9 protein-coding genes and 1 riboswitch are annotated in these 11,885 nt (G+C 66.6%); of the genes, 8 read left to right on the forward strand and 1 reads right to left on the reverse strand.

All coding sequences use genetic code 11. From position 1 onward, the window contains the following. Positions 1-253: 253 nt before the first annotated feature. The 8 genes from uidA to LDO15_RS02460 all read left to right on the forward strand — a co-directional run bounded on the left by uidA (position 254) and on the right by LDO15_RS02460 (position 11,605). A complete protein-coding gene (gene uidA, locus LDO15_RS02425; RefSeq protein ID WP_223983658.1) occupies positions 254-2,065 on the forward strand; it encodes a beta-glucuronidase in 1,812 nt (603 codons plus the stop codon). 60 nt (positions 2,066-2,125) lie between these two features. Continuing rightward, positions 2,126-3,580: a glucuronide transporter gene (gene uidB / locus LDO15_RS02430; protein WP_223983659.1), complete on the forward strand. Its 1,455-nt coding sequence runs from the start codon at positions 2,126-2,128 to the stop codon at positions 3,578-3,580. 32 nt (positions 3,581-3,612) lie between these two features. Further along, positions 3,613-4,842 (forward strand): D-mannonate dehydratase ManD, encoded by a 1,230-nt coding sequence (gene manD, locus LDO15_RS02435; protein ID WP_223983661.1) that lies wholly within the window; start codon positions 3,613-3,615, stop codon positions 4,840-4,842. Further along, positions 4,832-7,129, forward strand: coding sequence for a gluconokinase, GntK/IdnK-type (locus LDO15_RS02440; RefSeq protein WP_223983663.1), 2,298 nt, complete (start codon positions 4,832-4,834; stop codon positions 7,127-7,129). Before manD ends, LDO15_RS02440 begins: the two co-directional genes overlap by 11 nt. A 204-nt stretch (positions 7,130-7,333) precedes the next feature. After that, the gene (locus LDO15_RS02445; RefSeq protein ID WP_223983665.1) at positions 7,334-8,587 is read left to right on the forward strand and encodes an FAD-dependent oxidoreductase; all 1,254 of its coding nucleotides are present in this window, start codon (positions 7,334-7,336) and stop codon (positions 8,585-8,587) included. Positions 8,588-8,714: 127 nt separating this feature from the next. Then, positions 8,715-8,812: riboswitch (glycine riboswitch) on the forward strand. A gap of 157 nt (positions 8,813-8,969) precedes the next feature. Further along, entirely contained in the window at positions 8,970-9,161 is a 192-nt protein-coding gene (locus tag LDO15_RS02450) for a hypothetical protein (protein WP_223983667.1), read from the forward strand. A 159-nt stretch (positions 9,162-9,320) separates the two neighbouring features. Beyond that, on the forward strand, positions 9,321-10,148 hold the full coding sequence (locus LDO15_RS02455) for a methylenetetrahydrofolate reductase (RefSeq protein WP_223983670.1): 828 nt from the start codon (positions 9,321-9,323) through the stop codon (positions 10,146-10,148). After that, complete coding sequence (locus LDO15_RS02460; RefSeq protein ID WP_223983673.1) at positions 10,145-11,605, forward strand: amino acid permease; 1,461 nt, start codon at positions 10,145-10,147, stop codon at positions 11,603-11,605. The genes LDO15_RS02455 and LDO15_RS02460 overlap by 4 nt, the downstream gene beginning before the upstream one ends. Before the next feature lie 32 nt (positions 11,606-11,637). On the opposite strand, the gene LDO15_RS02465 is transcribed toward LDO15_RS02460, so the two are convergent. Further along, positions 11,638-11,880 (reverse strand): acyl carrier protein, encoded by a 243-nt coding sequence (locus LDO15_RS02465; protein WP_223983676.1) that lies wholly within the window; start codon positions 11,878-11,880, stop codon positions 11,638-11,640. Positions 11,881-11,885 lie beyond the last annotated feature (5 nt).

An 11,885-nucleotide genomic window follows, 5' to 3' on the forward strand; every position in this document is an offset into this window, starting at 1 on the left:
AGCAACACTGCCCGGCTCCCGGTCACGGGGAACCGGGCAGTAGTGCGTCGCAGGCGGTCTGACCGGCGCGCCTGACCCGGGGCCTGGGCGCGCACCTGAACGCGGGCCTCGCAGAAATTTATGGCAACCGCTTGCCAAACAATTGCCAAGTGACTAGGATTACATTCAGACGAAGAGGCCACGCCGGTGGCAACCGGCACCGCCGGACGCCCCGGAAGGCCGGCCCCGCAACGACGCGTAAGGATCTCCCACAATGCTCAAGCCCCAGGCCAGTGAAACCCGCGAGATCGTCAATCTCGACGGCCTGTACCGCTTCAAGGTGGACTTTGACCGCTCCGGCCACCGGGACGAATGGTTCAAGGCGGCCCTGGACTCGCCCCTGGAAATGGGTGTCCCGGCCAGCTATAACGACGTCTTCCCGGACAAAGCCATCCGGGACCACGTTGGCTACGTCTGGTACCAGCGGGACGTGCGCGTGCCGCGGGGCTGGGCCGGGGAGCGGATCCACGTCCGCCTCGACTCGGCAACGCACGAGGGCATGGTGTGGGTCAACGACACCCTGGTGGCCCAGCACGCCGGCGGCTACATGCCGTTCAGCGCGGACATCACCGGGCACGTGACGCCCGGGCAGGTCTTCCGCCTCACGATCTCCGTCAACAACGAGCTCACCCAGGCCACAATCCCGCCGGGCACCATCACCGTCACCGGGGACGGCCGCCGCCAGCAGAGCTACCTCCACGACTTCTACAACTACGCCGGCCTGCACCGCAGCGTCTGGCTGTACAGCACCCCCGCCGTGACGGTCGATGACATCACCGTCGTCACCGGCTTCGACGGATCAACCGGAAGCGTCGACTACTCCATCGCCACCGCCGGCGGAAACGGCGGGGAAACGGTCACCGTTTCCCTCCGGGACGCCGACGGTGCAGAGGTCGCCCGTGCCGACGGCACCCGCGGCACCCTGACGATCGCCGACGTCGTACTGTGGAAGCCCGGCGCCGCCTACCTGTACAGCCTCACCGCAGAAATCCGTGACGGCGAACGGCTGCTGGACAGCTACACCCTGCCGGTCGGTGTGCGCACCGTGGAAGTCCGCGGCAAGGAATTCCTCATCAACGGTGAGCCCTTCTACTTCACCGGTTTCGGCATGCACGAGGACCACGTGGCCATCGGCAAGGGCCACAGCAACGCCCAGATGGTCAACGACTTCCAGCTTCTGGACTGGGTGGGCGCGAATTCATTCCGGACCTCGCACTACCCCTACGCCGAGGAAGTCATGGAGTTCGCCGACCGGCACGGGATCGTGGTGATCGACGAGACCGCCGCCGTCGGGCTCCACCTGGGCTTCGGCGCCGTCTTCGGCGGCATCGCGAAGAAGACCTACGAGGAAGGCGGGGTGGACGCCAACACCGCCGCCAGCCACCGGCAGGCGATTTCCGAACTCGTCGCCCGCGACAAGAACCACCCCTCCGTGGTGATCTGGTCGATCGCCAACGAGCCCAACGGCTCGGAGGAGGGCGCCCGCGAATACTTCACACCCCTCGTGGAGCTGACCCGCAGCCTGGACCCCACCCGGCCCGTCGGCTACGTCAACGTCCTGTTCGACACCCCGGACAAGGAGCTGCTCGGGGACCTGTTCGACGTCATCATGCTCAACCGCTACTACGGCTGGTACGTCAACAACGGCGATCTTGAAACGGCCGAGCAGAACCTCGAGAAGGAACTGCGCGAGTGGGAAGCCAAGTACGGCAAGCCCATGATCATGACCGAGTACGGGCCGGACACCATGCCCGGCTTCCACTCCATCTATGAACAGCCCTGGAGCGAGGAATACCAGGCGGCGTTCCTGGCCATGTACCACCGGGTCTTTGACCGCGTGGACGCCATGGTGGGCGAACAGGTCTGGAACTTCGCGGACTTCCAGACCTCCAACGGCATCATGCGCGTGGACGGCAACAAGAAGGGTGTCTTCACCCGCGACCGTCGCCCCAAGCCCGCAGCCTACGCCCTGCGCAAACGCTGGACGGCGCTGGCCGGAACCCCGAACAACACTTCCGAGGCGTAGGCCTTACCGCACATTTTTTCGCCGGGCCCCAAGGCCGGCAACGGGTAAAGGAGCCCAATCATGACAAAGCTTTCCAAGCTCAGCATCGTCGGCTATGGCGCCGGCGATGCCGCAAACAACCTCGCATTCACCACCGCCACGATGTTCCTGCTGGTGTACTACACGGACGTTGCCGGGATCTCCGCCGCGGCCGCCGGCACCCTGCTGCTGGTGGTGCGGATCTTCGACGCGTTCGCCGACGTCTTCGCCGGCCGCGTCGTGGACCGGACCTACAGCAAGCGGTTCGGCAAGTTCCGTCCGTTCATCATGTTCGGATCCATCCCGCTGCTGCTGCTCAGCGTGGCCACCTTCTCCATCCCGGCACTCGGCGAATCCAGCACCCTGCTCTACGCCTACGTCACGTACGCCGCCCTCGGCCTGGCCTACAGCCTGGTCAACATCCCCTACGGCTCCCTCGCCGGCGCCATGACCCAGGACCCGGCCGAACGCGCCAAGCTCGGCTCCGCCCGGATGATCGGCGCGCTGCTGGTCGGCTCCGCCCTGGGCATCTTTGTGGCCCCGCTGATCAAGCCGGGCGCCAACCTGCAAGCCACGTTCACCACCATCACCATCGCCTTCGTCATCATCGGCGCGGCCCTGTACCTCTTCACCTTCCTGACCGCCAAGGAACGGGTCCACCGGGCTGTCCCCAACGTCACGTTCAAGCAGAGCATGGACACGCTCAAGGGAAACCGGCCGCTGCTGATGCTGTGCCTAAGCTCCTTCTTCTTCCTGACCGGATACCTGGCGCTCACCTCGGTGCAGCTGTACTACCTCCGCGATGTCCTGGGCCGGCTGGATCTGTACCCCGTGCTGTCCATCACCCAGCTCGTCCTCACGTTCGTGCTGGCCGCGTTCATGCCCAAGCTGGTCCGGAACATCGGCAAGAAGCGGGTCTACATCTTCTCCTCGCTGCTCACGGTCATTGGCGGCGCCGTCGTCTTCTTCACCCCGGCAAGCCAGGTCTGGATCGGCTTCAGCGGCCTGTTGATCAGCCTCGTGGGCGTCCTCGCCGTCAACATCGTGGTGTGGGCGCTCGAAGCAGACACCGTGGAATACGGCGAATGGAAGACCGGCGTCCGGACCGAGGGCATCACCTACGCGTTGTTCTCCTTCACCCGCAAGACCGGACAGGCCGTCGGCGGCGCGCTCGCCGCCTACGCCCTGGCCTTGGGCGGCTACAAGTCCGGCGCCGTCCAGACCCCCGACGCCGTCTTCGGCATCCAGCTGGCCGCCGGTGCGTTGCCGGCCGTCATGACCATCCTGGCCGTGATCGTGATGGCCAAGTACACGCTCACCGATGCCATGCATGCCCGGATCCTCGGCGAAATCCGTGCCCGCCGCACCGACGGTGACGGCAGCGACCACGCCGCCAGCGCCGCCAGCGCCGGCAATGCCGGCAACGGAACCGACGTCGGAATCTCCGACGGCGGTACCAGCCCCGCCGACGCCGCGCCCCTGGCGTCCAGCAACTAAGACACCCCCGAAAGACCAGAAAAGGACCTGCTGTGAAAATCATTGCCGCTGAAGTCTTCGTGACCAGCCCCTCCCGGAACTTCGTGACCCTGCGGATCACGACAGAAGACGGCGTCACCGGGATCGGCGACGCGACCCTGAACGGCCGCGAGCTCGCCGTGGCCGCCTACCTGAAGGAGCACATCGCGCAGCTGCTGATCGGCAAGGACCCGCACCGGATCGAGGACACCTGGCAGTTCCTGTACCGGAGCTCCTACTGGCGCCGCGGCCCGGTCACGATGGCCGCGATCGCCGCCGTCGACATGGCCCTGTGGGACATCAAGGGCAAGCTGGCCGGCATGCCGGTCTACCAGCTCCTGGGCGGGGCATCCCGGAACGGGCTGCGCGCCTACGGCCACGCCTCCGGCGCGGACATCCCGTCGCTGTTCGATTCGGTCCGTGAGCACCTGGAGCTCGGGTACAAGTCGATCCGGATCCAGACGGCGATCCCGGGCATCAAGGCCGTCTACGGCGTTGCCGCACAGGCCCAGGCCTCGGGCGAGCGGTACGACTACGAGCCCGCCGGCCGCGGCGCCTTCCCGCAGGAAGAGGACTGGGACACCCGCGCCTACCTGCGCCACCTGCCCACCGTGTTCGAGGCCGTGCGCAACGAGTTCGGCCCGGAAATCCCGCTCCTGCACGACGGGCACCACCGGATGACCCCGATCCAGGCCGCCAAGCTCGGCAAGGCGCTGGAACCCTACGACCTCTTCTGGCTCGAGGACTGCACCCCGGCCGAAAACCAGGAAGCGCTGCGCCTGGTCCGCCAGCACACCACCACCCCGCTGGCCATCGGTGAAATCTTCAACACCGTGTACGACTACCAGACCATCATCAAGGAACAGCTGATCGACTACGTCCGGGCCGCCTCCACCCACTTCGGCGGCATCTCGCCGCTGAAGAAGGTCATGGACTTCGCCGCGCAGTACCAGATCAAGTCCGGCTTCCACGGCCCCACGGACATCTCCCCGGTCGGGTTTGCCGCGCAGCTCCACGTCGGCCTGGCCATCCACAACTACGGGATCCAGGAGTACATGCAGCACTCGGACAAGACCAACGAGGTCTTCGAACAATCCATGACGTTCGTGGACGGCTACCTGCACCCGGGCGACAAGCCGGGCATCGGCGTCGAATTCAACGAGGAAGCCGCCGCGGCCTTCCCGTACCAGCAGGCCTACCTGCCCTACAACCGCCTCGTCGACGGCACCGTTCATGACTGGTGATCCGGCCATGACGGGTGATCTGAAGGCCGCCGGTCCCGCCCGCCACCACATCGTGGTGATGGGTGTGACCAGTTGCGGCAAGAGCACCGTGGGCGCGGCCATCGCCGGGCGCCTCGGCGCGGAATTCCTCGACGGCGACTCCCTCCATCCCCAGTCCAACATCGACAAGATGGCCTCCGGCACTGCGTTGAACGACGACGACCGGGCACCGTGGCTGGCCGAAATCGGCAGGCGCTTCGCGGCGTCGGACGCTGGCCTGGTCATCGCGTGCAGCGCGCTCAAGCGCGCCTACCGCGACATCATCCGCGCCGGCGATCCCTCCGTGGTGTTCGTGCACCTGCACGGGAGCCGGGAACTGCTCAGCAGCCGCATGGCCGCCCGTCCCGGGCACTTCATGCCGCTCTCGCTGCTGGACTCGCAGCTGGAAACCCTCGAAGAACTCCAGGCCGACGAAAAGAGTGTTGTCGTGGACATCGCCACGCCGGTGACGCAGATCGTTGATAAAGCTGTTTCGGCCCTCGCCGGGCCGCAGGGCGATGCCGCCCGGCTCGCCGTCGACCTCCAGGCGGCGCCGTTCAACCTCGACGCCGACGCCATCGCCTGGGTGGATGCCACCATCGCGTCCATGACGCTCGAGGAAAAGATCGGGCAGCTGTTCATCAACCACAACAACGACTACTCCCCGGAGTACCTTGACGGGGTGCTGGAGCAGTATCACGTGGGCGGCATGCGCTACCGGCCGGGACCCTCGGCCGATGTCCAGGAACACATCCGCTACGCGCAGTCCAGGTCGCGGGTGCCGCTGCTGATCGCGTCGAACCCAGAGATGGGCGGCGCCGGCAGCTGCGACGACGGGACGTTCGTCTCGACCCACCTGCAGGCGGGCTCGCACCCGGACAAGGACATCGCCCGCCAGATGGGGCGCGTGGCCGGCGTGGAGACAGCCGCGCTTGGCTGCAACTGGGCCTTCGCGCCGATCGTGGACATCCACTACAACTGGCGCAACACCGTCATCTCCACCCGGGCCTTCGGCAACACCCCGGAGATCGTGGTGGAACGGGCCAAGGAGTACTTCGACGGCATCAGCGAATCGCCCACCGTGTGCGCCATGAAGCACTTCCCGGGCGACGGCATGGACGAACGCGACCAGCACGTGGTGACGTCCTACAACACGCTCAGCTATGAGGACTGGAACCAGACCTACGGGCACGTATACCGGGAAATGATCGGCCACGGCGTGCAGTCCATCATGATCGGCCACATCGGCGCGCCGGACCTGTCCAGGCATTTCCGTCCCGGACTGGCGGCGGAGGACATCCTGCCCGCGACGCTGGCGCCGGAACTGTTGCAGGACCTGCTCCGCGGCGAGCTCGGCTTCAACGGGCTCATCCTCACCGACGCGTCGCAGATGATCGGCCTGACCCAGGCCATGAAGCGCAGCGAGCTGGTCCCGGCGACCATTGCGGCCGGGTGCGACATGTTCCTGTTCTTCAGGAACCCGGCCGAGGACTTCGGGTACATGCTGGAGGGCTACAAGTCCGGGGTCATCACCGAGGCGCGGCTGCAGGACGCCCTGCGCCGGATCCTTGGCCTGAAGGCGTCGCTCGGGCTGCACAAGGCCGCCCGGGAATCCCTCGTCCCGCCGGTCGAAGCGCTGCAGCTGATCGGCAGCGAGGCCCACCGGGCGGTTGCCGCGCAGATCGCCGACAAGACCGTCACCCTGGTCAAAGACACGGCCGGCAACCTGCCCATCACGCCCCGGACGCACAAACGCATCCGGCTCTACGGTATCTCGGGCGGCGCGGACTTCACCCGGGCGGATCCGCTGGCCTACCTGGACGTTGTCCGGGACGAGCTCGAAACGGCCGGCTTCGAGGTCCATGTCTTCAAGACGGCCGATCAGCGCCAGGCCGCCGGCGAGACCGGGGTGAACTTCATGTCCGTCATCTCCGAGGAAGCCACGGCGGATTACGCGCAGAAGTACGACGCCGCGTTCGTATTCGCCAATGTCAAAGGCTTCGCCCAGGAAGCGGCCATCCGGATCAAGTGGTCAACGCCCATGGCGGCCGAAATCCCCTGGTACGCCGCCGAAGTCCCCACGGTGTTCGTCTCGCTCAACCAGCCCAACCACCTCATTGACGTGCCGATGGTAAAGACCGCCATCCACGCCCACGCGGGCACGCCGGAGGCCATCCGGGCCGCGATCGAGAAGATCCAGGGCAAATCGGAGTTCCAGGGCACGTTCAACGACAACGTCTTCTGCGATTCCTTCGACACCCGGCTCTAACCCGGCGGCGCGACGCTGCGGTTCGGGTCGGCCGCCGCGCTTTCGGACTGGCGCTGCGGTTCGGGTCCGACGCTGCGCGTTCGGACTGGCGCTGCGCGGATCCCCGTAGCGCCAGTCTGAAGCCGCAGCGCACGACAGAAACCGCCGCGAAAACTCCCGCGAAAACCCCTCCCGCGGCATCGCGGGCAGGGGTACCGTGGGGCCATGGAGAAGACCGGATGCGCGGTGGTGGGCGGCGGCCCCGCGGGGATGATGCTGGGCCTGCTCCTGGCCCGGGCCGGGGTGCGGGTCACGGTGTTGGAGAAGCACGCGGATTTCCTGCGCGATTTCCGCGGGGACACGGTGCACCCCTCCACGATCCGGCTGATAGACGAACTCGGCCTTGGCCAGGAATTCCGCCAGTTGCCGCAGAGCCGCCTGAAGAATGTCGTCTTCCCGGTCCCGGGCGGGCCGCCGGTGACGATGGGTGACTTTGACTCCCTGCCGGCGCCGTACAACTACATCGCCATGATGCCGCAATGGGATTTCCTCAACTTCCTCGCCGCCTCCGCTGCCGAGGAGCCGGGGTTCACGCTGCTCATGAGCCACACCGCCACCGGACTGGTCCGCAACGGGGGCCGCGTCCGCGGCGTCCGCTTCCGCACCCCGGACGGCACACCCGACGAACTCCTGGCGGACCTCGTGGTTGCCACTGACGGCCGCCATTCCGCGCTGCGCACCGCCGCCGGGCTGGCGCCGAAGGAATTCCCGGTGCCCTTCGACACCTGGTGGTTCCGGCTGCCCCGGTACCCCTCCGAGACGGGCGAGGTGGCCGGGCTGGTGCCGGCGTTCGGCCCCGGCGAGGCGCTGGTGGCCCTCTTCCGCAACGACTACTACCAAATGGGCTATCTCGCCCCGAAGGGCTCCGACGTCCGGATCCGGGCGGAGGGCATCGAGGGCTTCCGACGGCGGATCGCGGCGCTCCGCCCGGACCTCGCGGACCGCGTTGGCGCCATCCATTCCCTCGAAGACCTCCATTGGCTGGACGTCCGCCTCAACCGGCTGCGCACCTGGCACATCAACGGCCTGCTTTGCATCGGCGACGCCGCGCATGCGATGTCCCCGGCCGGCGGCGTCGGCATCAACCTCGCCATCCAGGACGCGGCGGCCGCGGCCGAGTACCTGGCCCCCGCACTGCTCCGGGGCCGGGTCACCACCGCAGACCTCAAGAAAGTCGAACGGCGACGGCGGCTCCCCACCGTCATCGTGCAGTCCGCCCAGCGGCTCATGCAGCGCGCGGTCTTTGGCCCGATCATGGCCGGGCAACGGACAAAATTTCCAGCCGCGGCGCTCTTCGTGGCCCGGCGCGTTCCGGCGGTCCGCACCATCATTCCCCGGTTCATTGCCTTTGGTCCCCGGCCCGAGCACGCGCCGGCGTTCGCGCGGCGCGCCGAACCCCGCCCACAGCCGCACCCCTAGCCCGCCTTTCCACGTCGGCGCGCCCGCCAAACGGGGAAATATGTTGGCTCCCGTGACGTAACTGTTGCGTGCGGTCCCGTCCATGGCTACCGTGTGATCAGTATCACTGACAAGTGATGCTTGCTTTTGATCTGCGGCGGGAGAGTCCTGCCGGTACGTTCAGCAGGCGCCGTAGGAGCAAATCCTCCCCAGGAATCTCTCAGGCCCACGTACCGCCGCGGCGAGGCAACTCTGGAAAGCAGTCCGGTAATCGGACTCACCGACGGTGCAAGCGGCACCCTGTAACAGCAGGGTCTGCGGAAACTCTCAGGTCCAATACAGAGCGGGGAGGAACCCGAGTCAAAGTGGCACCCAAAATGCCACCTGAATTATGGAGTTCCTCATGACGATTCAGTCGTCCGCTTCCCCCCGTGCTGACCGCCGCATCGGCGCCCGCCGCCAGAACGCGATAGACACAGGCACCCCCGACGCCGGCGCGGCCCTGTCGGATCTGCCGCGCCCGGGGCTGGACCTCGCCGGCGCCCACTCGCAGCACCCTGTCGTCATGGATCGCGGCATCCCGCTTCCGCAGTGAGCGCTGCACCGCACGGGTACCCGTCATTGGGGGCCGGTACCCGTGCGGTGCAGCCGCCACATTGCGTCCTTGTCCATTACTTGCTCAGGAAGCACCCGCAGGGAGCCAGCTCCCTCCTCGCCGCGCATGCCGGCGTCTGACACCAGCAGAGGACCCACGATGTTCCCCACCAGAATTGAAATCATCCCTTCAGAGGGGATCGTTGAGCAGGTCCAGGCCCTGGTGCCCTTGACCACCGCGCTCACAGTGACATGCCTGCCCCACCACGGCATCGAGCGGACGATGCGCACTGCGGCGCAGCTCAGCGTCCTCGGCTACCGTGTCATCCCGCATCTCGCGGCGCGGAGCCTGCATAGCCGTGCCGAGCTGACCGGAATCATGCGCGACTGCAACGTTGCCGGGATCGGTGAAGTGTTCGTCATTGGCGGCGACCGGAAGCAGCAGGCCGGCCCCTACCAGTCCGCCCTCCCGCTGCTGGAGGACATCGCGCAGTACTCCGGCGGCGTGATGCGGGCAGGCATTGCGGGCTACCCGGAGGGCCACCCCGCGGTGGGCGCCCTGGACCTGGTGGACGCCTTGTCGGCCAAGCAGCACCTGGCCACGCACGTCGTTACGCAGATGTGCTTCTCCGCACCGAAAATCCTGGACTACGCGGCGTTCCTCCGCCGGGAAGGCGTGCAGCTGCCCGTCTGGGCCGGGGTAGCGGGGGCCGTCCCGCGGGCCAAACTGGTCTCCCTGGCCACGCAGATCGGCGTCGGAAGTTCCCTGAAGTTCCTCAGCCGCAAGGGGCCGCTGGCACGCAAGCTCCTGAGCGGAGACCGGTACGCGCCGTCGGCCCTGATTTCCGAGCTTGCAGAGCACCCGGACCACGTGGCGGGCATCCACTTCTACAGCTTTAACAACCTTGCCGGGGCAACCGGCGGGACAACCGCGTCATCACGCCCCGAGACCCCCGAACTTGCGTCGATTCCAGGAGCAGCAAAATGAAGACCCAGACCGAAAACCCGGCGCCGGCTCCGCACCTGGAGCGCCAGCTCAGCAACCGGCACATCCAGCTGATCGCGATCGGCGGTGCCATCGGCACCGGACTGTTCATGGGCTCCGGCAAGACGATTTCGGCAGCCGGGCCCTCCGTCATCTTCGTGTACATGATCATCGGTTTCATGCTGTTCTTCGTCATGCGGGCGATGGGCGAGCTGCTACTGAGCAACCTGAACTACAAGTCCTTCAGCGACTTCGCCGCGGACCTGCTCGGGCCCTGGGCCGGCTTCTTCACCGGCTGGACCTACTGGTTCTGCTGGGTGATCACCGGAATCGCGGACGTCATCGCCATTGCGGGCTACTCGCAGGAACTCTGGCCGGCGCTGCCGCTGTGGATCCCCGGCCTGGCCACCATCGCCATCCTCCTGCTCCTGAACCTCACCACCGTGAAGGCATTCGGCGAGACGGAATTCTGGTTCGCCCTGATCAAGATCATCGCCATCGCGGCACTGATCGTGGTCGGCCTGTTTATGATCTTCAGCGGGTTCAGCACCGACGCCGGACCGGCCAGCTTCACCAACCTCTGGAGCCACGGCGGTTTCTTCCCGAATGAATTCATGGGCTTCGTGGCAGGTTTCCAGATTGCCGTGTTCGCCTTCGTGGGCATTGAGCTTGTGGGCACCACCGCTGCCGAGGCAAAGGACCCGGAAAAGAACCTGCCCCGGGCCATCAACTCCATCCCGGTGCGTGTGCTGCTGTTCTACGTGGGCGCCCTGATCATCCTGATGTCCGTGACGCCTTGGACCGAGTTCAGCGCCGGACACAGCCCGTTCATCGCCATGTTCTCCCTGGCCGGACTGGGAGCCGCCGCTACGGTGGTCAACCTGGTGGTGCTGACCTCGGCGATGTCCTCGGCCAACTCCGGCATCTACTCCACGTCCCGCATGGTGTACGGGCTGGCCCAGGAGGGCGACGCCCCGGCCGTGTTCGGCGCGCTCTCAGGCCGCAAGGTACCCCGGAACGCCTTGTTCCTGTCCTGCGTCCTGCTGCTCTCCGGCGTCGTGCTGATGTACGCGGGCCAGGACATCGGCAAGGCCTTCGAGATGGTGACCACCGTTGCCGCGGTCTGCTTCGTTTTTGTCTGGTCGATGATCCTGGCCAGCTACCTTGTCTTCCGCACGCGCCGGCCGCAGCTGCATGCCGCGTCCAAGTTCAAGATGCCCGGCGGCATCCCCATGGTCTGGGTTGTCTTTGCTTTCTTCGCCTTCGTGCTCTGGACCCTGACCACTCAGCCGGACACGCTCCTGGCCCTGCTGGTCACCCCGGTCTGGTTCATTCTGCTCGGCACCGCGTGGTCCGTCCTGCGCCGCCGGCCCGCGCACCTGTCCCGCTATGCGGCGTTCCAGGCCGAACTCGCTGAGGACAAGGAACAGGAAGCAATCAGCGCGGGCCGGCATCCCTGAGTGCAGGGCCGTCCGACTGATGCGCCGCCCGCTCAGCCGTGCGCTGTGAGGTAACTGATCAGGCCCTTGATGGTGGCCACCGCCGGGTAGTCGCGCTCTGGGATGTCCACGCCGGTGGCCGTGTCGATGGTTTCCACGAGCCGCAGGAAATCCAGCGAATCGAGTTCCAGGTCCTGGCGCAGCCGGGCGTCCTCGTCGACGTCGTCGAGCTCGACGTCGGGGGCCACCGTGCCGATCGCGGCGTGCACCGCCGCGCGGGCGTCCTGTTCGTTCATGTTTC

The sequence above is a fragment of the Arthrobacter sp. NicSoilB8 genome (assembly GCF_019977355.1).
Classification (GTDB): domain Bacteria; phylum Actinomycetota; class Actinomycetes; order Actinomycetales; family Micrococcaceae; genus Arthrobacter.

What these genes read in the sequence shown, in the direction of transcription:
- uidA (WP_223983658.1), top strand. Translation starts at nt 254, where the DNA reads ATGCTCAAGCCCCAGGCCAGTGAAACCCGCGAGATCGTCAATCTCGAC.
- uidB (WP_223983659.1), top strand. Translation starts at nt 2,126, where the DNA reads ATGACAAAGCTTTCCAAGCTCAGCATCGTCGGCTATGGCGCCGGCGAT.
- LDO15_RS02440 (WP_223983663.1), top strand. Translation starts at nt 4,832, where the DNA reads ATGACTGGTGATCCGGCCATGACGGGTGATCTGAAGGCCGCCGGTCCC.
- LDO15_RS02445 (WP_223983665.1), top strand. Translation starts at nt 7,334, where the DNA reads ATGGAGAAGACCGGATGCGCGGTGGTGGGCGGCGGCCCCGCGGGGATG.
- LDO15_RS02450 (WP_223983667.1), top strand. Translation starts at nt 8,970, where the DNA reads ATGACGATTCAGTCGTCCGCTTCCCCCCGTGCTGACCGCCGCATCGGC.
- LDO15_RS02455 (WP_223983670.1), top strand. Translation starts at nt 9,321, where the DNA reads ATGTTCCCCACCAGAATTGAAATCATCCCTTCAGAGGGGATCGTTGAG.
- LDO15_RS02460 (WP_223983673.1), top strand. Translation starts at nt 10,145, where the DNA reads ATGAAGACCCAGACCGAAAACCCGGCGCCGGCTCCGCACCTGGAGCGC.
- LDO15_RS02465 (WP_223983676.1), bottom strand. Translation starts at nt 11,880, where the DNA reads ATGAACGAACAGGACGCCCGCGCGGCGGTGCACGCCGCGATCGGCACG.